Origin of the sequence: Phaeobacter sp. JH20_26, assembly GCF_048056275.1 — a bacterium.
In the GTDB taxonomy this organism is placed as follows: Bacteria; Pseudomonadota; Alphaproteobacteria; order Rhodobacterales; family Rhodobacteraceae; genus Phaeobacter; species Phaeobacter bryozoorum.
In genome coordinates, this window is the sequence record NZ_JAYMWL010000013.1 from 249348 (window position 1) to 271922 (window position 22575).

At 61.1% G+C, this 22575-nt stretch carries 22 protein-coding genes and 1 tRNA gene; 15 read left to right on the forward strand and 8 right to left on the reverse strand.

The window, feature by feature from the left end:
• Positions 1–50: 50 nt before the first annotated feature.
• From VWY60_RS06970 to VWY60_RS06990, 5 genes are all read left to right on the forward strand, one after another.
• Positions 51–971 carry a branched-chain amino acid ABC transporter permease gene (locus VWY60_RS06970; protein ID WP_416540140.1) on the forward strand — a complete coding sequence of 307 codons (921 nt, stop codon included), beginning with the start codon at positions 51–53 and terminating at the stop codon, positions 969–971.
• On the forward strand, positions 971–1954 hold the full coding sequence (locus tag VWY60_RS06975; protein WP_416538786.1) for a branched-chain amino acid ABC transporter permease: 984 nt from the start codon (positions 971–973) through the stop codon (positions 1952–1954). The genes VWY60_RS06970 and VWY60_RS06975 overlap by 1 nt, the downstream gene beginning before the upstream one ends.
• Positions 1947–2717, forward strand: coding sequence for an ABC transporter ATP-binding protein (locus tag VWY60_RS06980; RefSeq protein ID WP_416540141.1), 771 nt, complete (start codon positions 1947–1949; stop codon positions 2715–2717). Before VWY60_RS06975 ends, VWY60_RS06980 begins: the two co-directional genes overlap by 8 nt.
• On the forward strand, positions 2714–3403 hold the full coding sequence (locus tag VWY60_RS06985) for an ABC transporter ATP-binding protein (RefSeq protein WP_340545657.1): 690 nt from the start codon (positions 2714–2716) through the stop codon (positions 3401–3403). Before VWY60_RS06980 ends, VWY60_RS06985 begins: the two co-directional genes overlap by 4 nt.
• 71 nt (positions 3404–3474) lie before the next feature.
• Positions 3475–4218, forward strand: coding sequence for a glycosyltransferase family 2 protein (locus VWY60_RS06990; protein WP_416540142.1), 744 nt, complete (start codon positions 3475–3477; stop codon positions 4216–4218).
• Positions 4219–4274: 56 nt separating this feature from the next.
• On the opposite strand, the gene VWY60_RS06995 is transcribed toward VWY60_RS06990, so the two are convergent.
• The gene (locus VWY60_RS06995; RefSeq protein ID WP_416540143.1) at positions 4275–5825 is read right to left on the reverse strand and encodes a trimethylamine methyltransferase family protein; all 1551 of its coding nucleotides are present in this window, start codon (positions 5823–5825) and stop codon (positions 4275–4277) included.
• 474 nt (positions 5826–6299) lie between these two features.
• On the opposite strand from VWY60_RS06995, the gene VWY60_RS07000 reads away from it, so the two are divergent.
• The 5 genes from VWY60_RS07000 (at position 6300) to VWY60_RS07020 (ending at position 12099) form a co-directional block, all read left to right on the forward strand.
• A complete protein-coding gene (locus tag VWY60_RS07000; protein WP_416540144.1) occupies positions 6300–6884 on the forward strand; it encodes an outer membrane protein in 585 nt (194 codons plus the stop codon).
• Between the two features lie 365 nt (positions 6885–7249).
• Positions 7250–7834, forward strand: coding sequence for an outer membrane protein (locus VWY60_RS07005; protein WP_340545653.1), 585 nt, complete (start codon positions 7250–7252; stop codon positions 7832–7834).
• A 340-nt stretch (positions 7835–8174) separates the two neighbouring features.
• The gene (gene cysS / locus VWY60_RS07010) at positions 8175–9572 is read left to right on the forward strand and encodes a cysteine--tRNA ligase (RefSeq protein ID WP_416540145.1); all 1398 of its coding nucleotides are present in this window, start codon (positions 8175–8177) and stop codon (positions 9570–9572) included.
• A 116-nt stretch (positions 9573–9688) separates the two neighbouring features.
• Positions 9689–11320, forward strand: a complete 1632-nt coding sequence (cimA, locus tag VWY60_RS07015) for a citramalate synthase (protein ID WP_416540146.1) — start codon at positions 9689–9691, stop codon at positions 11318–11320.
• Positions 11320–12099: a squalene/phytoene synthase family protein gene (locus VWY60_RS07020; RefSeq protein ID WP_340545650.1), complete on the forward strand. Its 780-nt coding sequence runs from the start codon at positions 11320–11322 to the stop codon at positions 12097–12099. Before cimA ends, VWY60_RS07020 begins: the two co-directional genes overlap by 1 nt.
• Positions 12100–12192: 93 nt before the next feature.
• Here the strand turns inward: VWY60_RS07020 and VWY60_RS07025 are convergent, their stop codons facing one another.
• Positions 12193–13419 (reverse strand): MFS transporter, encoded by a 1227-nt coding sequence (locus tag VWY60_RS07025; RefSeq protein ID WP_416538780.1) that lies wholly within the window; start codon positions 13417–13419, stop codon positions 12193–12195.
• 91 nt (positions 13420–13510) lie between these two features.
• Between VWY60_RS07025 and VWY60_RS07030 the strand changes: the two genes are divergently transcribed.
• Together VWY60_RS07030 and VWY60_RS07035 are read left to right on the forward strand one after the other, a co-directional pair.
• A complete protein-coding gene (locus tag VWY60_RS07030; protein ID WP_340545648.1) occupies positions 13511–14194 on the forward strand; it encodes a DNA-3-methyladenine glycosylase family protein in 684 nt (227 codons plus the stop codon).
• Positions 14191–14856, forward strand: a complete 666-nt coding sequence (locus tag VWY60_RS07035; RefSeq protein ID WP_340545647.1) for an alpha/beta hydrolase — start codon at positions 14191–14193, stop codon at positions 14854–14856. The genes VWY60_RS07030 and VWY60_RS07035 overlap by 4 nt, the downstream gene beginning before the upstream one ends.
• Before the next feature lie 48 nt (positions 14857–14904).
• Here VWY60_RS07035 and VWY60_RS07040 read toward each other — a convergent pair whose 3' ends face one another.
• Complete coding sequence (locus tag VWY60_RS07040) at positions 14905–15618, reverse strand: pseudouridine synthase (RefSeq protein ID WP_416540147.1); 714 nt, start codon at positions 15616–15618, stop codon at positions 14905–14907.
• Positions 15619–16243: 625 nt separating this feature from the next.
• On the opposite strand from VWY60_RS07040, the gene VWY60_RS07045 reads away from it, so the two are divergent.
• Positions 16244–16810: an HNH endonuclease gene (locus tag VWY60_RS07045; RefSeq protein WP_416540148.1), complete on the forward strand. Its 567-nt coding sequence runs from the start codon at positions 16244–16246 to the stop codon at positions 16808–16810.
• 90 nt (positions 16811–16900) lie between these two features.
• On the opposite strand, the gene VWY60_RS07050 is transcribed toward VWY60_RS07045, so the two are convergent.
• Positions 16901–17947, reverse strand: coding sequence for an ornithine cyclodeaminase (locus VWY60_RS07050; protein WP_416534901.1), 1047 nt, complete (start codon positions 17945–17947; stop codon positions 16901–16903).
• Positions 17948–18080: 133 nt separating this feature from the next.
• Positions 18081–19007, reverse strand: coding sequence for an arginase (gene rocF, locus VWY60_RS07055; RefSeq protein ID WP_416534902.1), 927 nt, complete (start codon positions 19005–19007; stop codon positions 18081–18083).
• Positions 19008–19119: 112 nt separating this feature from the next.
• Here rocF and VWY60_RS07060 point away from each other — a divergent pair, with 112 nt between their 5' ends.
• The gene (locus VWY60_RS07060) at positions 19120–19545 is read left to right on the forward strand and encodes an Lrp/AsnC family transcriptional regulator (protein WP_416540149.1); all 426 of its coding nucleotides are present in this window, start codon (positions 19120–19122) and stop codon (positions 19543–19545) included.
• Between the two features lie 75 nt (positions 19546–19620).
• Here VWY60_RS07060 and VWY60_RS07065 read toward each other — a convergent pair whose 3' ends face one another.
• Positions 19621–20091 (reverse strand): disulfide bond formation protein B, encoded by a 471-nt coding sequence (locus tag VWY60_RS07065; RefSeq protein WP_416540150.1) that lies wholly within the window; start codon positions 20089–20091, stop codon positions 19621–19623.
• Positions 20092–20093: 2 nt separating this feature from the next.
• Positions 20094–20672, reverse strand: a complete 579-nt coding sequence (locus tag VWY60_RS07070) for a YqaA family protein (RefSeq protein ID WP_340545640.1) — start codon at positions 20670–20672, stop codon at positions 20094–20096.
• Positions 20673–20844: 172 nt separating this feature from the next.
• Between VWY60_RS07070 and VWY60_RS07075 the strand changes: the two genes are divergently transcribed.
• Positions 20845–20930: transfer RNA gene (locus tag VWY60_RS07075), tRNA-Leu, on the forward strand.
• 109 nt (positions 20931–21039) lie between these two features.
• Here the strand turns inward: VWY60_RS07075 and VWY60_RS07080 are convergent.
• On the reverse strand, positions 21040–22518 hold the full coding sequence (locus VWY60_RS07080; RefSeq protein WP_416540151.1) for an HD-GYP domain-containing protein: 1479 nt from the start codon (positions 22516–22518) through the stop codon (positions 21040–21042).
• Positions 22519–22575 lie beyond the last annotated feature (57 nt).

Here is a 22575-nt window from a genome sequence, read left to right on the forward strand (position 1 = left end):
AACCCAGTTGTTGCGGAGGCACGCTGCCTCTGCCTTGGTGGAACTGTCACATGTCCCTCATTCTAATATTAGAGCAGATCCTGAACGGATTGCAGTTCGGGGTGATGCTCTTCCTCATGGCGGCTGGCCTGACGCTGGTCTTCGGCGTCATGGGGCTGATCAATCTGGCGCATGGTGCGCTTTATATGGTTGGCGCCTTTGCCGCTGCCATTGTCGCGGGCTGGACCGGTTCCTTTGTGCTTGCGCTGGTGGCCAGTCTCGCTGCCGCCGCAGCCGCCGGCGCGCTGGTCGAACTTCTGGTGATCCGCAAGCTTTATGATCGGGATCATCTGGATCAGGTGCTGGCGACCTTTGCGCTGATCCTCATATTTTCCGAAGGCACACGCTGGGTCTTTGGCTCCTTTCCACTGTTCCTCGATGTGCCAAGCTACCTGTCGGGGCCCGTCACCCTGCCGGGCGGTATTCAATATCCACTCTACCGGCTGACGATCATTCTGATCGGGCTGGTGGTGGCGGCTGGTCTGTTCTGGCTGATCGCGCGCACGCGCATCGGCATTCAGATCCGTGCAGGTGAGAATGATCGCGAGATGATCGCCGCACTTGGTGTAGATATTTCAAAGCTCTACACGCTGGTCTTCGCGCTCGGGGCGGCGCTTGCGGGCCTCGCCGGCGCATTGGTCGGGGCCATCCAGTCGGTCCAGGTCGGCATGGGAGAGCCCGTGCTGATCCTGGCCTTTGTGGTGATTGTCATTGGCGGCATCGGCTCGATCAAGGGGGCGCTGGTCGGCGCGCTTCTCGTCGGGCTGACGGATACACTTGGCGGGGTGTTCCTGCCGCAGTTCTTTGGCCTTTTCATGGAACCTGCAAGCGCGACATCCTTCGGAGCATCGCTTGCGTCGATGCTGATCTACATCCTGATGGCCGCAATCCTGTTGGTGCGCCCATCCGGTCTATATGGGGGACAGCATTGATGGCGCACGAAAAACTGTTGAACGCGGCGGTGATCCTGCTGCTGTTGGGAATTCCGCTCTGGGCGCATTTCGCCGGCGACCCCTTTGTGATCACGCTCGCCACCAAGGTGGCAATCCTGGCGCTGGCAGGCGTCGGGTTGAACATCGCACTTGGCATCGGCGGGCTGGTCAGCCTGGGCCACGCGGCGTTCTTTGGAATTGGCGGCTATGCGATGGGGATCCTTGCCGCCCATGCGCAGAACTACGAGCCGCTGGCACAGTGGCCGATGCTGATAGAAGGCACCAACCAGATGCCGGTCATTTGGCTGGTCGCGGTTCTTGTCAGTGCCTTTGCTGCATTGGTCATTGGTGCGCTTAGCCTGCGCACATCGGGTGTCTATTTCATTATGATCACCTTGGCCTTTGGTCAGATGCTGTATTACTTCGCCATCAGCTGGACCGCCTATGGTGGCGAGGATGGTCTGTCGATCTGGGTGCGCAATGAATTCCCCGGCCTCAACACATTGGTTCCCTTGCAGTTCTTTCTGGTCTGCTATGTGATCTTATGTGCTGCGCTGTGGTTTGCGTCGCGTCTGGCGCGGGCGCCTTTTGGTCTGGCGCTGGCAGCTGCGCGGCAATGCGAGGCGCGGGTGGAGACGGTCGGGATTACGCCCTACAAACTGCGGCTGACGGCTTTTGTCATCTCTGGCGCGATCACCGGTCTGGCGGGGGCGCTATTTGCGGATCTGAACCGCTTTGTCAGCCCGACCATGCTCAGCTGGCACACCAGCGGCGAGATCATGATCTTTGTCATCATCGGCGGGGTTGGCCGCCTGTTTGGTCCGGTCATCGGCGCGGCGCTGTTCATCCTGCTTGAACACTTCCTCGGCGGGATCAGCGATTATTGGCAGATCTACCTTGGCGGTCTGTTGCTCATCATCGTGCTATATGCCCGCGGCGGCGTGATCGGCGCAATCAGCGGACGGGAGGTCGCCCATGACTGAGGTGCAGAGGTCAGAGCAGGTTCTGAAGGTCAGCAATCTCAGCAAATCCTTCGGCGCATTGCAGGCGAGCAAGAACATATCGCTTGATCTTCGGGCGGGGGAAATTCATGCGCTGATCGGTCCAAATGGAGCAGGGAAATCCACACTTATCAAACAGATATCCGGTGAACTTCGACCGGATAGCGGATCAATCACCCTGCTAGGCCAGCCGGTTGACGAACTGGATCGCGTGGCGCGGGCGCGGATGGGGCTGGGCCGGACCTTTCAGATTTCGGCCCTCGCGATGGAGTTCACGGTGCTGCAAAACGCGGTGCTTGGCGCATTGGGCGCGCGCGGCGGCGTGTTCCGGTTCCTGGGCAATGTCATGAAGGACAAGGCGCTGGTGGCACAGGCAGAGCACGCATTGGACCGTGTCGGACTGAGCAATGAGGCGGCGCGGCGCACGGCAGATCTCTCTCATGGGCAGCGCCGCCAGCTGGAGGTGGCCGTTGCGCTCACTATGGCGCCTAAGCTGTTTTTGATGGATGAACCCATGGCCGGGCTTGGGGCTGGCGGATCACAGGCGCTTACCGGGTTTCTCGACCAGCTGCGACAGGAGGCGCCAATCCTGTTGGTGGAACACGATATGGATGCGGTTTTTGCGCTTGCTGATCGGATCAGCGTCCTGGTCTACGGCGAGGTGATCGCAACCGGCACCACCGATGAGATCCGCAACCACCCCGAAGTCCGCCGCGCATATCTGGGTGAGGAGGAGGCGGTATGACGCTGTTATCGCTTAAGAACGTCACGGCCTCTTATGGTCCGTCTCAGGCCTTGTTTGGGGTCGATCTGGAGATCGGCGAAGGTGAGGTTGTCGCGCTGATGGGGCGCAATGGGATGGGCAAATCAACCACGATCAAGACCATCTGTGGAATGTTGCCCGCAAGCGACGGGACGCTGTCCTTCGCCGGACAGAACCTGCGCAAACTGCCGTCGCACAAAATTGCTAGGCTCGGCGTTGGTCTGGTGCCGGAGGGGCGGCGATGCTTTGCACCGCTGACAGTGGAGGAGAACCTGACCGCCGCGGCGCGTCCGGGCCCATGGGATTTTTCCATGGTTGCGGATCTTTTCCCCCGTTTGGCGGAGCGTCGCGATCAGACGGCTTCCTCCCTGTCGGGCGGAGAGCAGCAGATGCTGGCCATCGGACGCGCGCTGATGATCAACCCAAGACTATTGATACTGGATGAGGCAACCGAAGGTCTGGCCCCGGTGGTCCGTCAGGAGATCTGGGCGGCCATTGCCCGACTGAAACGCGATAGCGGCCTTGCAATCCTGGTGGTGGACAAGACCCTGCGCGAACTGGCGGCCGTGGCGGATCGCGCGGTGATCCTGAACAAGGGGGTGACGGTCTGGACCGGCGGCATGGCCGCGCTGACGCCCGACTTGAAAGACCGCTATCTGGGCGTCTAGGCGCTGCCGCGGCTTGGACTTGTGATCTGGCTTTGCTAGGCAGGGCAAAATCCCCGGCCAAGGAGCCTGACATGCCCGCCATCACCCTCTGCATTCCGGCCTACGCAATGGGCGGCGACGGTGCGCGCTACCTTCAGGACTCATTTGAGCACCTTTGCAATCAGAGTTTTACCGACTTTGATATCGTCGTCTCCGATCAATCCGAAGACACCGCGGTAGAGGATGTTTGTCGATCCTACGAGGATCGTCTGTCGATCACGCATCTGTGGAACCGCGAGGGGTTGCGGCAGGCCTCCGCCAATGTGAACAACGCTATGGCCCATGCCACGGGTGAGGTGATCAAAGTGTTGTTTCAGGATGATTTGATTATTGATCCCAATGGATTGTCCCATATTCATGATGCAATGGGGCAGGGCGCTGACTGGTGTCTTTGCGGCTCTGGTGTGACGCGGGATGGCAGCAGCATCCTGCGCCCGATGGTGCCCCGTCTGAGCACGCGTTTGCATTTTGGCAAGAATACCGTCTCAAGCCCCTCGGTGCTCGCAATGCGCCGCGCTTCGGCGCTGGAGTTTGACGAACAGCTGATCTGGCTGATGGATGTCGACCTGTATAAACGGTTGTGGGACACCTACGGCGACCCGGTCATTGTGCAGGGGACCATCATTGCAAATCGCATGCACGACGGGCAGGTCAGCGCCTCTGTCAGCAAGGCACTGCGACAGAAGGAACTGCGCTACGTCGCCCGGAAATTTGCCCGCAGCACCACGCTGCGCGGCTGGCTAGAGTATCTGCGGCAGCGTCTGAAGGCGCTGTAATCCAAGGCATGGGGTGACGGGCAAATCGGCCTTTGCCCGTCAATTATCTCAATGACTTAGCGGGGAAGGTGAATGTTGAACTGCTCACGTATCGCCTTGTCCAGAACCGGATCGAACTGTGCCTGCGATGGCTCCGCGAGGATCTCAAGCTTGCGCGCAATGGCCTTGGCCACGAGATCAGGTTTGTCGATCTCCACCCATTCCTTTGGCGATGTGCGATCAGCCAGAGCCGGGTAGATATAGTCGGTCTGCATACGTCCCAATGTCTGGTCCGACCCCAGATAATGCCCCGGCCCGCCGATACAGGTGGCGCGGATTGTCTCCAGGCTGACCGAATCTTCGTCAACCTCGATGCCGCGGACGCAGCGCAGGGCTTGCCCGATCAGATCATCCCCGAGGATCAGCGACTCCAGGCAGAAGCCGAGCAGAGAGGCGTGCATTCCGGCGGCCTCGTAAACCATGTTCAGTCCTGACAATCCGGCCAGAACGTTGGAGCACATCTGCTCCCAGCCGGCCTGCATATCCGGCATCTTGGCATCGGCAATACCCGCTGCTGCGCCACCGGGCAGCCCGTAGAAGGCGTGCATCTGTGCACAGCCCGCCGATAGCAGTGCCTGTTCGCCGGAGCCGCCGGACATCGCGCCGGTGCGCAGGTCGGAGACAAAGGGCCAGGTTCCGAAAATCGCGGGCGCGCCGGGCTTTACCGCGTTGACGTAAACCAGCCCGGCGAGGCATTCGGCAACCGCCTGAACAATGGCGCCGGCTATCGGCGCAGGCGCGGTGGCGCCGGCCTGTCCGGCAGACAGCAGCAGAACCGGCATACCTGCAAGGATCACGGCCTCCATCGCCTGACAGCTTTCGGTGGCGAATTTCATTGGCGGCACAACAAAGCAGTTGGAATTGGAGACAAAAGGCCGTTCGCGCCAGGCCGCCTCTCCGCCCGCGATCATGTGCAGCATCTCCATCGCCGGCGCAACAAAGGCGGGATCCGAGAACGACGTCCCCACATGTTTGGTCGTGCCGGAGCAGCAGGCGTAGATGGTGTTCAGATCCATCTCGAGGTTATCGGTGATATCGCGCGCCACCATGGGCCGTTGCAGGAAGTGGATATTGTCCATCCTGTCGCAGATACGGGCGGCATCGTGCAGATCCTGAACGGTGCATTCGCGGTAGTTTCGCCCGTCGATCTCGACCAGATGGACCGCCGCACCCGCAGTGCCATAATGTACTTTGTTGCCAGAGAGATGCAGGTCGTTCTTCGGGTCGCGACCATAGAGGGTCACGCTGCGATTGGCGTTGCGAATGGTATCTTCCACCAGAGCGCGCGGAAACCGGATGCGGCCGTCCTCGCCCTGGATACATCCTGCGGCAGTCAGATAGGCCACACCGGTTGGTGGTGCATCTGCCAGCCCGATCTGTTCCAGCGCGTCCAGGGCCGCCTGATGAATGCGTTCGATGCCGGCATCGCTGAGGGGGCGGTACTGCCCGCCTTCCAGTCCGGGGCGGACCGGGCGCAGGTGATCGGCAAGCGGCGCGGCACGGGCGGCACGACGGGCAGCGCGTCCGCCGCTACGGGCCGCACGAGGGGAGTTCGATTGATCTGTCATTGGGGTCTCTCAGGTTTTGGGGTCGGATCTGATGGGTTCAGATCCGCTGTGGCCGCCCCCGTGCCGCACGCCCGCGAGCCGCCCCGATCGTGCGGCCGATCAGGCTGATGATCCATCGCTCGCCTGACTGTGGTTCCATCTGGATGCCTGTCATGTCGACACTCCGCTTCACTCTGGACATCGTTGCACAGAAGGGGGGCGATTCTGTTCCATTTGCGACCAATGTGAAATTTGCGACAGAAATTTCACGCAGGTCTGGAATTCCTGACCGCTGGCAGCTGCGGGCGGGTTTGGAAAAAATCTAATTAATCAATGAGATTGCGATGCGGTTTTCATCTGCACCAAAGGCGTGATTTCGGGCAATCTCAGGACAGGATCATACTGAACCGAGTGTTAAACATTCTGGAGGATACTGGTCGCAGATGGGTCGTCACGCGCGCTGAAGCAGCGCGCAGCCAGAAAAGGGCAGCGCCGATGATACCGGCCATATTACGCACCACGTTGAAGAACCGCCTGTCAGCGGGTCCGGCACGCCGGTCGGATGGTTCTGGCCATCTGTGGCGTGGGGCAGCCGCTGGTCTGGTGCTAAGCATCGGCATGGCGGGGCCGGTTGACGCTGGCGATTGGAGCGGGTTCTTTCTGGGTGCCTCCATGGCTCGGGTGACCGGTGTCGCGTCTGACGGCGGTACCACCAGCGCGCCCGGTCTGCATCTGGGGTATGATCACGACTTTGGCCGCGTCATCCTGGGGGGAGAGGTCGAGGTTGATCGCAGCGGTGGGGCAGGCGACAGCCTGGCAGAGGATCAGACACACCGGATCAAGCTGCGGGCCGGATATGACATGGGCGAAACACTTGGCTATGTCACCATCGGATCGGCACGTCGCGAAACAGCGACAGACAGCGACAATGGCGCGGTCTACGGGCTTGGCGTCAGCTATTCTCTCAACCGGGCGCTGCGGTTGAGCGGCGAATACCTGCATCAGGACGCCAATGACGGCGCGGCGCTTCAGGCACCAGCGCGTGATATCCTGTCGATCCGCGCGTCATTTCAATTCTAGCGGCTGACACCCGCCGCACCACGCCCATCGTGTTTCCGCGCCGCGGCGGTTCCTGATCTCGTCAGGTTCGGCGCGGCAAAATCCACCCTTGTCGATCAGGATGACGCCTTTTCGGGCATGAGCGGCAATTGGCCCGTTGGCGGTTGGGCGGGCGCAGTCTTGCCAGTCGGCAGATCCGCGCCTCAATCCTATCGGCAGGAACCTGCCCTGAGCCCTGATTTTGGGCCAATAGGCGCGCAAGATCTCCAAAAAATCAGCAGGGGGCTGGAACAAAGCGGCCGGCAATCTTCTTTAGGTGAGGCAGACGCGAGAGTAGCGCGTCCAAGCAAAGACAGATGTCGAAAGACAGACAAGGAGAAGTCGAGATGACTCGTATCGTATCCATGGCCGCTATCGCCGCCGCACTGAGCACTCCGGCCTTTGCCGGCAATCTGGAAGAGCCCGTCGTGGCACCAGCACCTGCCGCACCGCCCGTTGTGGTTGCCAATGACGGTGGTGACTGGACCGGTGCCTATATCGGTGGCCAAATTGGGCAGCTGGACGCAGACACCAGCAATGGCCTGTCGGGAGATGACGTCTCTTACGGTGTTCATGCCGGTTACAACTATGACTTCGGCCGCTTCGTGCTGGGTGGGGAAATCGACTATGACGCCACCGATGTGGATCTGGGCGGCGGCGCTGCCACTGTGGACTCGGTGATGCGCGGCAAGGTCAAGGCCGGCTATGATTTCGGCCCGGTGCTGGCCTATGTGACCGGCGGTGTGGCGCAGGTTGATACCTCCGTCGGTGATGAAACCGGTGAATTCTACGGCATTGGCGTGGCCTATCGTGTCACCGATCAATGGACCGTCGGCGGTGAAGTTCTGGAGCATGACTTCGACAACCTGGGCAGCACCGGCATCAGCGCCGATGCGACCACCGTGTCGCTGCGCGCCTCCTACCAGTTCTGATGTTATCCCCTCGGGGATGATAGCGGCGCGTCCATTTCGGTGGGCGCGCCGTTTTCATGTGCAGATACCCCGCCCGGATCCCCCCATACCCGCGGTGTCCTCCTTTGGTCGATTTGCAGGCTTGGCGGAGCTATTGCCTTGTGTTATGCAAATCCTATGAACCGGCTGTGCAACATTATTACCTGCTGCATTACCTGCTGAAAAACTCAGCGGGCTGGTTTCTGTCGTTCCCTTCTTTTGAACAAGTTGCTAAGCCCGCGCTGCGCGCCGCTGATCTGCGGCACCCGTTGGGAGATTGGCCTGAGGCGCCCTTGCGTTCCGGTCAGACGAAGGATTTGTGATGACGACGATCAAGCTGCACAACACACGCACCCGCGGCAAAGAGGTGCTGAACCCGATCAATCCCGACGATATACGCCTCTATCTCTGCGGGCCGACAGTCTATGACCGCGCCCACCTGGGCAATGCGCGCCCGGTGGTGGTGTTCGATGTGCTCTATCGTCTGTTGCGTCATGTCTATGGTGCAAACCACGTGAGTTACGCGCGCAACTTCACTGATGTGGACGACAAGATCAACGCAACCGCGCTGGCCCGCAAGGAAGCAGGTGCGCCGGGTACGCTGGAAGAGCTGGTGCAGCAGCGGACCGAGGAAACCATCAGCTGGTATCTGGCGGATATGGCTGAACTCGGGGCGCTTGAACCGGATCACATGCCGCGGGCAACCGCCTATATCCCGCAGATGATTGACATGATCGAAGCGCTGATTGCCAAGGGCCATGCCTATGCCGACGGGGCAGGCCATGTGTTGTTCTCGGTCAAGAGCTACAAGGATTACGGCGCGCTCTCCGGTCGCTCAGTGGATGACATGATCGCGGGCGCCCGGGTTGAAGTGGCGGATAACAAGCGCGATCCGATGGATTTCGTACTGTGGAAGCCCTCCACCGATGAGTTGCCGGGCTGGGACAGCCCCTGGGGGCGGGGCCGCCCGGGTTGGCATATCGAATGCTCCGCCATGAGCCACGAGCTGTTTGGCGCGAGTTTCGACATTCACGGTGGCGGCAATGATCTGATGTTCCCGCATCATGAGAATGAAATTGCGCAAAGCTGCTGCGCCCATCCCGAGGGCGATTTTGCAAGAATCTGGCTGCACAATGAGATGTTGCAGGTCGAGGGCAAGAAGATGTCCAAATCACTGGGCAACTTCTTCACCGTGCGCGACCTGTTGGATCAGGGCTATCCGGGCGAGGTGATCCGCCTTGTATTCCTGCAAACCCATTATCGAAAACCGATGGATTGGACCGACAAGAAGGCAAAGGAAGCGGAGGCAACGCTGCGCAAATGGCGGGCGCTGACCGCGGGCATCGAGCCCGCACCCACCGCTGCTGCCGCGGTTCTGGAGGCGCTGTCGGACGATCTGAATACAGCAGGTGCACTTGCGGAGTTGCACAGGCTGGCCTCGGCTGGTGCCGCGGCGGATCTACTTGCATCGGCCAAACTGATGGGCTTGCTGAGTGATGAGATGGGGGCCTGGGCGGCAGGTGAAGATATTGATTTAAGCGCCTATGAAAAAGCGCTTTTCGAGGCGCGAGAGATCGCAATGAAAACCAAGGATTTCGCCGAGGTCGACCGGTTGAAGACCGCCTATCTTACCGCAGGCGTCGAGGTGCGGATGTCCAAGGAGGGGGTCCAGCTGGTGCCGGGGCCGGATTTCGACCCCGAAAAACTCGGCGCGATCTAGCCCCCGATACGGATCCTCGCAGGTGGGCGCCGGGCCCGCCTGCGCCAGATCCAACAGACAGCAGAGGCCCTCATGACGGGGCAACGACCATACTTTGCCAAGCCATGAGGCCAGCCATGACCAAAGACCGTCTTTACCTTTATGACACCACGCTGCGCGATGGGCAGCAGACGCAGGGCGTGCAGTTTTCCACCGCTGAGAAAGTTCGGATCGCAACCGCACTGGATGGGCTTGGGGTGGATTACATCGAAGGCGGCTGGCCGGGGGCCAATCCGACGGACAGCGGCTTCTTTGAAACCGCCCCCGGAACGCGGGCCACCATGACCGCTTTTGGCATGACCAAACGGTCCGGGCGTTCGGCGGCAAATGATGATGTGCTGGCGGCGGTGCTGAACGCCGACACCGCTGCGGTCTGTCTGGTCGGCAAGAGCCATGATTACCACGTGACCCATGCGCTGGGGATCGATCTTGAGGAAAACCTCGACAATATCCGCGCCTCCGTCGCCCATCTGGTGGCCGAGGGGCGCGAGGCGCTGTTTGATGCCGAACATTTCTTTGACGGATACCGGGACAATCCGGACTATGCGCTTGCGGCCTGTCGCACAGCGCTTGAGGCCGGCGCGCGTTGGGTTGTGCTCTGTGACACCAACGGCGGCACCCTTCCGGCGGATGTGGGCCGCATCGTCAAGGAGGTGATCGCGGCAGGGTTGCCGGGGGAGCGTCTGGGGATCCACACCCATAATGACACCGAAAATGCGGTGGCCTGTTCGCTGGCGGCAGTCGACGCCGGGGCGCGGCAGATTCAGGGCACACTCAACGGTCTGGGGGAGCGCTGCGGCAATGCCAATCTGACAACGCTGATCCCGACGCTGTTGTTGAAGCAGCCCTATGCCGATCGCTATGACATCGGTGTCAGCCGGGAGGCGCTGAGCACTCTGACGGCGCTCAGCCGGATGCTGGACGAGATCCTGAACCGGGTGCCGACGAAACAGGCCGCCTATGTCGGGGCGTCGGCCTTTGCGCATAAGGCGGGGCTGCATGCCAGCGCGATCCTGAAAGATCCAAGCACCTATGAGCATATCGACCCGGCGCTGGTCGGCAATACGCGCATCATCCCGATGTCCAATCAGGCAGGTCAGTCGAACCTGCGCCGGCGCCTGTCCGAGGCAGGCCTGAGCGTCGAGACCGGCAACCCGGCCCTCGCGCGTATTCTGGAGCGGATCAAAACCCGTGAGGCCGAGGGCTACTCCTATGATACCGCGCAGGCCTCGTTTGAGATCCTGGCGCGCGAGGAACTGGGGCAATTGCCCAGTTTCTTTGAGGTGAAGCGCTACAAGGTGACGGTCGAGCGGCGCAAGAACAAATACAACCGCATGGTGTCGCTCTCCGAGGCGGTTGTTGTTGTGAAAGTGGACGGCCAGAAGCTGTTGTCGGTCAGTGAATCCCTCGATGAGACCGGCAGCGACCGCGGGCCGGTCAACGCGCTGGCAAAAGCGCTGACCAAGGATCTCGGCCAGTATTCCAAGGCGCTGGATGACATGCGGCTGGTCGATTTCAAGGTGCGGATCACCCAGGGCGGCACCGAGGCTGTCACGCGGGTCATTATCGACAGCGAAGACAGCAAGGGGCGGCGCTGGTCGACGGTCGGCGTCAGTGCCAACATAATCGACGCCTCCTTTGAAGCGCTGCTGGATGCGATCCGCTGGAAGCTGCTGCGGGACACCGACAGGGCGGGCGGCGCGGCTTGATGCTTGCATTTGACGATGATGTGACCGCCTGCGCCGATCTGGTGCAGAAGGGCGACCCGGATCGCTTTGCCACGGTGATGGCTGCGCCGGTTGAAGCGCGGGCGGCGCTGTTTACGCTCTACGCCTTCAACCTTGAACTGGCGCGGGCGCCCTGGGCCTCGGCGGAGTCGATGATTGCCGAGATGCGCGTGCAGTGGTGGCGCGATGTCGGGACAGAGATTGCGGCCGGTGGCCCGGTGCGACGGCATTACGTCGCAACGCCACTGGGGGCGGTGCTGCGGCCTGACCTTGCGGTGCATATTGATGCCATGGCAGAGGCGCGGCGCTGGGACATCTACCGCGACCCCTTCGAGGATGAGGCTGCGCTGGCGGATCACATCGACAAGACGACGGGCGCGCTCATGTGGATGGCAGCGGCGACACTGGGCGCGCGGGATGAGACGCTTGTGCGCCGCTTCGCCTATGGCGTGGGCGTCGCCAACTGGCTGCGGGCAATTCCGAAGCTGGTTGCCGAGAAACGCGTCCCGCTGCTGGATGGCACGCCGGAGGGGGTGCGCGCGCTGGCGGAGAGCGGTCTTGCAGCGCTGAAGGACGCTCGCTCCAATCGTGCTGCAATCGCAAAATCCGCCTTGCCCGCACTGCTGCCGGGCTGGCAGGCCAGCGCGATCCTGCAACAGGCGGTGGCGGAGCCTCGGCGGGTGGCCGACGGGACCCTGGGCACCAGTGAGTTCCGCCGCCGTGCCAGCCTGATCTACCGGGTTTCCACCGGGCGCTGGTAAGGCATCAGACGCCGGATTGGACCAGATAAGAAAGACGCCTGCGGCTCCCCGTCAGGCGTCTTTTCATGTCGTGCGGTCTCGGCTCGCCGGAGATCAGTGACCGTGAACAGGACGCGGTTTCAGCACCAACCACAACAGCGCGCCGCCCGCCAGCACCAGGAAGGGTGCCATCGCCATATTGACTGCGGTCCAGCCTTCGACCGGACTGCCACCAGAGCAATTCATCAACCCGCCCGAAGCCAGCGAGGCAAAGGTGACACCGCCAAAGACCAGCAGATCGTTGAGCCCCTGCATCCGGCCGCGTTCATAGCTTTCATGAGCACCCGCCAGCATCGTGGTTGCGCCGATGAAGCCAAAGTTCCAACCGATACCCAGCAGGACCAGCGCGACAAAGAAATTTTCCAGATCAACGCCTTGCAGGGCAACAGCGCCAGCTCCGCCCAGGATCACAAGGCCCGCGCCGACGATTTTTTCGACACCGAAACGCGCGATCAGATGCCCGGTAAAGAAGGACGGTACATACATCGCCAGCACATGGGCGGTGACGACATCCGCCGCGCTGCCTTCGCTGAAGCCGCAGCCAACAACGGCCAGCGGTGTCGAGGTCATCACCAGGTTCATCAGCGCGTAGGACACCATGGCGCAGATCACTGCAACCGCGATGGTGGGGTTGCGCAACAGCTCCATCCGGCTGCGCCCCCGGGGCGCATCTTCGCTAGGCACCGGCGGTTTCGGGATCTTCAGGAACAGGAACAGGACTGCGCCCAGCACATTGACGGCGACCACGGCCATATAGGTGCCAAGGAAAGGGATCACAAAGGCCTGGCTTGTCGCCTTCACGATTTGCGGGCCGATGATCGCGGAGAGCAGACCGCCAGCCATCACATAGGAAATTGCCTTGGGCCGGAACGCATCAGAGGCGGTATCGGTGGCGGCAAAACGGTAAAATCCCTGTGCACTCATGTAGATGCCGGTGAGGAAACTGCCGAGGAGAAAGATCGGAAACGAGCCGAGGTAGAGCCCATAAGCCCCGATGACCCCACCCAATGTGCCACCAGCGGCGCCAACAAAAAAACCCGCCTTGCGTCCGTAGCGCTGCATGATCGCCGAAATCGGCGTTGCCGCCAGCATGGAACCGGCCACAATCAGCGAAATCGGCAGCGTTGCGAAACAGGCATTGCTGGCAAGCGATTGACCTGCGAGACCACCAATGGTGAAGATCATCGGCATCTGCGCACCCAGAAAGGCCTGCGCGAGCACGAGAATGACAACATTGCGCTTGGCGATGCGGTCGTCGGGGAGGGGGAGGCTGTCTGTCATGGCAGATGCGTATCCCCGAAAATCCGACAGGGCAAGATTGATGCTGCATCGGTGCGCTATGCGCGCGAAAAAGACGCAAAGGAGCGGTAAAATGACAGGATCGCAAACTCCGGTCGGTCAGTTTGGGGGTGACGCCCGGTCGGCCGCAATCGGGCGGATCATCACCAGCGATGCCTGTGTGCGTGAGGGCGCCCAATGGCTGGCCGCAAGCGACCCGCGCTTTGCCCGCGCGATCGACCTCTGCGGCCCCCTGCCGCTGCGCCGCAAACCGGAGGGTTTTGCCGAACTGCTCAGCGCGATTGTCAGCCAGCAGGTGAGCGTTGCCTCCGCCAATGCGATCTGGGGCCGGATGGTCGGAGCCGGGTTGGACACTGCGCCTGCTGTTTCCGCCGCCAGCGAGGACGACCTGCGCGCGGTTGGCCTCAGCCGTCAGAAGATCCGCTATGCCCATGCTCTTGCGGCAGCGGGACTTGATTTTGACGCGCTGCGCCAGCTCCCCGATGCCGAGGTGATCAAAATCCTGACACAAGTGTCCGGTATTGGCACATGGACCGCAGAGATCTATGCGATGTTTTCGCTTGGTCGGGCGGATGTCTTTGCCCATGGTGATCTGGCCCTGCAAGAGGGGGCGCGGATCCTGCTCGATCTGCCGCAGCGGCCAAAACCCGCCGAGATGCGCCGCATAGCTGAAGCCTGGTCACCCTGGCGGTCGGTTGCGGCGCGCGTGCTCTGGGCCTATTACCGGGTGGCAAAGGACAGGGAAGGGATCCGATGACACGAGTATTGACAGCTGAACGCAAGGCGCCCCTGTCGGGGCAGACCCGATCTGTGGTGGTGTTTCTGCATGGCTATGGCGCCAATGGGGCCGATCTGCTGGGGCTGGCGGACCCGTTGGGGGAACATCTGCCGGATACGCTGTTTGTGGCCCCGGACGCCCCGGAGCGCTGCGCAGGCACGCCCTTTGGTTTCCAGTGGTTCCCGATCCCTTGGATCGACGGCTCCTCCGAAGAGGAATCGATGCGCGGCATGATGGCCTCCATCGAAGATCTGAATGCCTTTCTGGATGCGCTGATGGTGGATGAGGATGTGCTGCCGGAACAGGTGGTGCTGTTTGGATTCTCCCAGGGCACCATGATGAGCCTGCATGTGGCCCCGCGTCGCGAAGATGCGGTGGCTGGAATCGTTGCCTTCTCCGGCCGGCTGCTGTCGCCCGAAACGCTGAAGGACGAAGTTGTCTCGAAGATGCCGGTATTGCTGGTGCATGGCGACGCCGATGACGTGGTGCCGCCGCAATCTCTGCCAGAGGCAGCTGAAGCTCTGGGGGAGGCCGGATTTCAGGACGTCTTTGCCCATATCATGAAGGGCACAGGCCACGGCATCGCGCCCGACGGTCTGAGCGTGGCGCTGGCCTTCATGCGCGACAAGCTGAGCCTCTGATCCGCCGGAGCGGTTTGCCAGACAAAACGCCGTCGAAAGCCGTGCAGCCTAGCGCTTGCGCGGCTTTCGTGGTTTGCGGGGCGGCTTTCGTGGTTTGCGGGGCGGCTTTTGCGGGTCTGACGGGGTTGTTTTTGCGCCTGCCGCCTTGCGCCGGGCAATCGCCTGCCGGTTCGGGGCGGGTTTGGGTTTTGGCGGACCGGGGATGCTGGGCACCTCCAGATCTTCCCAGGTGCCGGGGCTGAGCCCGTCAAGAGTCCAGATGCCGATGGCCGCCCGGATCAGGCGCAGTGTCGGATGGCCCACTGCCGCTGTCATCCGCCGTACCTGCCGGTTGCGGCCTTCGCGAAGGGTGAGGGCGATCCAACTGTCGGGTACGGATTTGCGCACCCGGATTGGTGGGGTCCGCGCCCAGATTCCCTCCGGTTCGTCGATCAATGCGGCCTTGGCAGGTCGGGTGAGCCCATCTTTCAGCTCAACACCCTCTGCAAGCGCCTGAATGGCGGCCGCATCCGGTGTCCCCTCGACCTGCACCCAATAGGTTTTCGGCATCTTGTGCTGCGGATCCGAGATCCACGCCTGCAAGCGTCCCTGGTCGGTCAGCAGCATCAACCCCTCGCTGTCGCGATCCAGTCGCCCGGCGGGATAGACACCGGGCAGGTCAATCCAGTCGCTCAGCGTGGCGCGCGGGCTGCCCTCGCTGCCGCGGTCGGTGAACTGGGGCAAAACATCGAAGGGTTTGTTGAAACGGATCAATCTGGTCATCAGTCTGCAATAGGCAGCCCCCGGCAGGCTGGCAAGGGCAGCGGCGTTGCCGGCAGTGATTTCGCATAGGGGATTTCGCGACCGCCGACCCGCCAGCAGCTGTCATGCCGCTGTCACGGAATCATCCTACCGCTTGAGGCGAAGCGAGGTCAGTGCCCCGTTGCGATCATTGATAATGGGGGCTTGCCAGCTGACTGACACGATATATAGTTAAATCAAAGCAGGGGCGGGCTCCCCGCTCTGGTGTCGAAACGCAGGCAGACAGGGCGGTTGAGCCGTTGCAGAACATGCAGATCCATCAGCAAGAGATGACAGCATATGTCGCGCCTCCGGCGTGGACTGCAATCCGTGGTCCTGTTGCGCCGCAGAATGACACCGGGGTGAGGACGCGGCCGCAGACCGGGCTGCGAATACCTGTCTGGCCTTACCCGTGCCATCTGTCGGTATCCCTGCGGAGCACTGGCAGCAAGAAACCTGATTTGAAGACAAGCGCGTGGGCTCCACGCGCTTTTGTTTTTTTCAATACCGGGACGATCCGGCAGGCTGGAAACAGACTGCTGCGCCGCCCTGGGCAACCGCGTTGGTCCGGGCGCAGGCCACCGCTGTTGAAACGAGGAGGTGCAGTATGACCGTCGCCGTTGGTAATCTCAGAACATTGATTCTGAACGCAGATATGCAGCCACTCAGCTGGGCGCCGCTATCCGTCTGCAATTGGCAGGATGCTTTTGTCGCCGTCCATCAGGAGCGGGTCATACAGGTCAAAACCTACGAAAATGTGGCGGTTCATTCGGCCTCTGCCTCCTTTGAAGTTCCCGCCGTGGTCGCCCTCAAGCGGTATCGCAAGCGCAAGAAAGTGGCCTTTACCCGCTATAATGTCTTTCTGCGTGATGAATTCTGCTGTCAATATTGTGGCAAGCGCTTTGCGGCGAAGGATCTGACGTTTGATCACGTGATCCCTCGCAGCAAGGGCGGGGCCTCGTCCTGGACCAATATCGTGGCCTGTTGCAGCGCCGATAATCTGCGCAAGGGCAATCTGAAACCGCAGCAGGTCGGACTGAAACTGCGCCGCAAACCCTTTGCCCCCAGTCCGCATGAGCTGGATGCCATCGCCCGCCGTCTGCCCCGTCCGAAGCCTGAATTGCATCAAACCTGGATGGATTTTCTCTATTGGGATAGCGAACTGGACAGCTGAATCTCATCAGTCGTTCAAAAATAAACTAAGGCCCCGACCGGACAGGCGGGGCCTTTTTCCTTAGAATAGCTGCGAGAGACGATCCCGATTTCAGCCCTTGGCGCGCTGCACCATGCCGAAGAGATCGCGCGGGTCGTCCGGGTCGGCGAGCATGTCCAGCTCCAAAAAGAAATCCGTGTCCTTGATCCGGTCGCGGATGTAGCGCAGGGCCGAGAAATCCTCGATTGCAAAGCCGACACTGTCAAACAGGGTGATCTGCTTGTCATCCCGGCGACCGGGTTTCTGGCCAAGGATCACCTGCCAGAGTTCCGTCACCTCAAAATCCTCCGGCATCTGCTGGATCTCGCCCTCGACGCGGGTTTGCGGCGGGAATTCCACAAAGACATCGGAGCGGGTCAGGATACCCGGTGCCAATTCGGTTTTGCCGGGGCAATCACCGCCGATGGCGTTGATATGGACGCCGCTGCCGACCATGTTGTCAGTGAGGATGGTGGCATATTGCTTGTCAGCGGTGCAGGTGGTCAGGATCTGCGCGCCTTCAATCGCTTCTTCGGGGGTTGCGCAGGACACCACGGTGAGGCCGCTGCCAGCAAGGTTGGCGGCACATTTCGCGGTCGCCGCCGGGTCGATATCGTAGAGGCGAACCGATTTCAGCCCGCAGATTGCCTGCATGGCGAGCGACTGGAACTCCGACTGCGCGCCATTGCCAATCATCGCCATTGTTGTGGCGCCCTTCGGGGCCAGATGTTTTGCAACCATCGCAGAGGTCGCGGCAGTACGCAGCGCGGTCAGGATGGTCATCTCGGTCAGCAGCACGGGATAGCCTGTGTAGACATCGGCGAGCAGGCCAAAGGCGGTCACCGTCTGCAACCCCTCTGAGGTGTTCTTCGGATGGCCGTTGACGTATTTGAAGCCATAGGCTTCGCCATCAGAGGTCGGCATCAGCTCGATCACGCCGACGTCGGAATGGCTGGCAACCCGCGGCGTTTTGTCAAACAGCTCCCAGCGTTTGAAATCCTCTTCGATGTAATCGGCGAGGTCCCTCATCACGGTGTCGATACCGATCGAGTGAATGAGGCGCATCATGTTGTCGACGCTTACAAAAGGCACAAGCGCCTTGTCCGAAGGTTGGGTCATGACCGGGTCCTTTCACGGGGGCTAAGGTGGATGCCTGCCAGCATGCAGCGCATTGACCCGCCAGCGGTTTCAGTTGTTGGAATGGCGCGCCGCAGGGGCGTGCCGTACTCAGCGGGCGCAGCCTGATGCTGGCTCATTGATAGCTTCGCGTCGGGCGATCAAACACGCGCCGACCCAGGGCTGAGGCACAGAGATCGACCATCAGATGGGCCGTGCGCCCGCGTTCGTCCAGAAACGGGTTCAGCTCGACCAGATCGAGCGAGGTCATCAACCCGGAATCATGCAGCATCTCGCAGACCAGATGCCCCTCACGGACAGTGGCGCCGCCGGGGACGGTGGTGCCGACAGCCGGCGCCACGGAGGGGTCGAGGAAATCGACATCCAGCGAGACATGCAACATGCCGTTGACCTCGGCCACGCGGTTGAGAAAGGCCGAGAGCGGACCTGCAATGCCGTTCTCGTCAATCTCGCGCATGTCGTGACGATGAATGTTGCTCGCCTCCAGCGCCAGCCGCTCCGGGGTGTCGACCGACCGTAGACCGATCATACAGACGTTTTCCTGCGGCACCGGGTTCTGCACCTTCGGAAAGCCCGCAAAATCCGGACGGCCGGTGAAATACCCCACCGGCGTGCCATGCAGGTTGCCACTGTCGGAGGTGGCCGGCGTGTGGAAATCTGTATGGGCGTCGAGCCACAGCACGAATTGCGGACGGCCTTCCTTGGCGGCGTGGTTGGCAACACCGACAACGGATCCGAGCGACAGGGAATGGTCTCCGCCCAGGAAAATCGGCAGGCCGTCCTTCATCGCTTCTTCCGCAGCGCGGATCAGGCGGTTGGTCCAGCCAATGGTTTCATTGCGGGCAAAGACAAGACCGTCATTGTGGTCGGCCTCATGGCTGGCCGGACGCAGGTTGCCCTGATCAATCACCTTGTGACCCAGGCTTTCGATGGCACGTCCCAGACCGGCGGTGCGATAGGCATCCGGCCCCATCAGGCACCCTGCACGCCGCTTGCCACTGTCTACGGGAGCGCCGATCAGAATACAGGTCTTGGATGTCACGCGCATATCTCCTCTGCGAAAAGTGAATACTCTTAGAAAGCTCCGATTTGAGGTGGAATCCAGCAATCATTTCGCTCATATAGTAGGGCAAATCGTCAAGATGGAGATCAGATTGGACAAAACGGATGAACGGCTGATTGCCGCCCTGCGCCATAACGCACGCGCCTCACTCTCCGATCTTGCCTTGCAGCTGAACCTGTCGCGGACCACCGTCCGGGCACGGATCGAGCGGCTGCAGACCAAGGGCGATATCCTTGGCTTTTCCGTAGTGCTGAAAGAGGATGTGCTGCGAGACCCGGTTCGCGGTCTGATGATGATCGGTATCGAGGGGCGCGGCACCAGCCGCATCACCCGCCAGCTTCAGGGGCTGCCCGAGGTGCGGGCGATCCATACCACCAACGGACGCTGGGACCTGATCGTCGAGCTGGGCACCGAAACGCTGGAAACGCTGGATGCCGCGCTGGCAAAGGTCCGTACCTTTGAAGGTGTGGTCAGCAGCGAGACCAATCTTCTGCTCGCCACAAAGAAAGACAGCTGAAAAGGATAGATCGCCGCGTGGAGAGCTGCGGCCGGGGCCCTGTGCGTCGGCTCCCGGTGACTGGCTGCGTCGGGATCAGATCCGGTTTTTGCGCATGTGGTTGGCTGCGGCAATCCAGATCACCGCCAGCAGCAGCGAGGCAATCGCATTCCAGCTGGCCATCGACAGGCTGAACAGCTCCCACGGGACCTCGTCGCAGCGCACGAGCGGTGCCGACATGATCTGCTGCATCAGATCTTCGGAGCTCAGATTGCCGATCGGGCCGGAGGTGCAAGAGTTCGGACCTTCCCACCAGCCACGCTCAACCCCGGTATGATAGGCACCGATGGCGGCAGTCGCCAGCGCGGCCAGCGCGCCAAGGTAGGGCAGGATCAGCAGCGGTGCCGCCAGCGCCAGAGCACCGATGACGACAGCTGCGCCATGCGGATAGCGCTGCCAGATGCACAGTTTGCAGGGGGCCATCTCGCCGATGTATTGAAATCCAAAGGCACCAAGCAGCAGTGCAGCAGATCCGGCGCTGGCAATCAGGATGAGAATTCGGCTCATGTTTACAATACCTTCACTGCAAGAAACCCGCCGAACAACAACACCACAAAGACCGTAAAGACAAGCCCCAGCCGACGTTCGATGAAATCGCGGATCGGCGCGCCAAACTGCCACAGCAAGCCCGCAACCACAAAAAACCGCAGCGCACGGGCCAGAATGGAGGTCACCACGAAGGTTGCGATTGGCATCCCGGTCCAGCCTGACATGATTGTGATGACCTTATACGGAAAAGGCGTGATCCCGGCGATCAGCACCGCCCAGAACCCAAAATCATTGAAGCGGCTGTTGAATTCGACCATGGCATCTGCCTTGCCCATCGCGGCCAGCACCGGCTGGCCGATGCTGTCGTAGAAAAATGCGCCAATGGCGTAGCCGAGCAATCCGCCAGCCACGGAGGCGACCAGAGCCACCAGCGCAACCAGCCAGGCACGTGATGGGCGCGCGAGGATCATCGGGATCATCAGAACATCCGGCGGGATGGGAAAGACCGAGCTTTCGATGAAGGCAACGCCGGCCAGCCACCACAGCGCCTTTGGGTGGTCGGCCAAGGCCATCGTTCGATGATATAGCGCACGCAGCATCCTGTGAAGCTCTCCCTGGCAATCCGCCCTGAGCGGTGCCACGTCGGGATGAGCAGGTCAACCACGATGGTTGCCCGCTACACAGCCGTCGGCAGGCAGATGTTTTTTTGCCGCCAGCCGCGCGATTTGCCTATGGACCTCGGCCTTTGGCTTGGGTAGGAACGGGGCAGAGGCCCAAGTGGCGGAATGGTAGACGCAGGGGATTCAAAATCCCCCGCCTTTGCGGGCGTGCCGGTTCGAGTCCGGCCTTGGGTACCATGAAAAGCAGAGAGCGCGATTGCTGCCTCTCTGCTTTTTTGTTGTCTCCAGCGCCGTTTTGCCTGCATCCGGTGGACTGCTGACAAACGCCAGATAAGCATCTGGGGTGCTAGAGTTTTGGTGAGAATGGCCGCTCTTCGCGGGCAGGCCAGGGGCTGGCGGCTATGGCATCCTTCAGGGCCTGATATATCGCCGGATCTATGGCCGTTCCCTGCATATCATCCATTATCTCAAAGGCCTTTTCCAGCGGCAGTGCCGAGCGATAGGGCCGGTCCGCGGTCAGCGCGTCAAAGATGTCAGCAACCGTCAGCACGCGCATGTCAGTGGTGAGATCGGCGGCTGCAAGCCCATACGGGTAGCCTTTCCCATCGAGCCGTTCATGATGGGCCGCTGCCACCTCCGCCACGTCTTCAAAGACTGAAATCCGCCGCAGAACGTCGTGTCCCAGCACGGGATGCAGCTTCATGCAGGCGAACTCTTCCTCCGTAAGCTTGCCCGGTTTGTCGAGGATTGCATTGGATACCCCCAGCTTTCCCAGATCATGCAGAAGTCCGGCCCGCACCATCCAGCGACGATGCACCAGATCATGGCCCAACTGTTCACAGATCATGTCCGTGTAATGGGCGACCCGTTCGGAATGGCCGTAGGTAAAGGGGCTTTTTGCGTCGATAACCTTTGAAAAAGCGTAGGAAATTTCATCGAGATAGGTTTCATCAACCGTGAGGGTCGCCCGGGCGGAGCGATCCGAGAACACGCTCGCTTCCAGTCGACTGCTGGTCAATGCGTCATAGAAACCGGGGGATCGGATCACCCGGGTAAACACCGGAACGAGATCGGGATCGAACCAGCTTCCGGCACGCTCCTCCAGCTCGGTAGCGGCGGCTTTTGAGCCCATCTGCAGCGTGAACACATCGGTGACCTGAGCCATCAGCGCAATGCGTGAGAACAGCGGAATCTCGTCACCGCTGATGCCGGCCGGGTGGCCGCCGCCGTTCCAATGCTCGTCCAGCCCTGCGATCCCTTCTGCGACCTGTTCGGAGAACCGCATCAGCCGGGCGATCTCCGCGCCACGATCGCAGCGGGTCTGGATCAGCTCAGTCGCCAGACTACCGCTGCGGCCAATCACGCCGGTCACTGTTTTCAACCGCTTCAACCGGCTGTCGCCCTGGCCGGTATGGCGCAGGACAAATTCGAGCTTCTGCCGGGTGGTTCCGTCTACGAATTTGAAATTGCGTTTGAAGGTCAGATCATCCGTGCGGTAGAGCGCGCAGATGCGGGCGGCGTTAGAGCTACAGCCGAGATCCTTCAGAAGCAGGGTAAAGTAGAGATCAGCGCGATCCTCCTGCGACAGATCGAGGTAATCGGCGACCTGCATGCCGATCCAGCAGCATCTTACGCAATGACCCTCTGGCTGGCCTTCTGTAAGATCAAGCGCGTGGCTGAGCGCGCCGAGGAGTTCGCCTAGCTGGACGGTCTGGCCGCCAACCTTTGGGTAGGTCACGCCATGCAGGACACCAGAGGAGACGGTCGCAACCGTCATCCCCGGACCCGGTCCGGACAGCGAATAGGGGGTCGGCGTGGCCACCATGACACGCATCCTTGTTCAAACGCGCGTCAAGCCTACTATCTTGGCCTTAATCTCAGG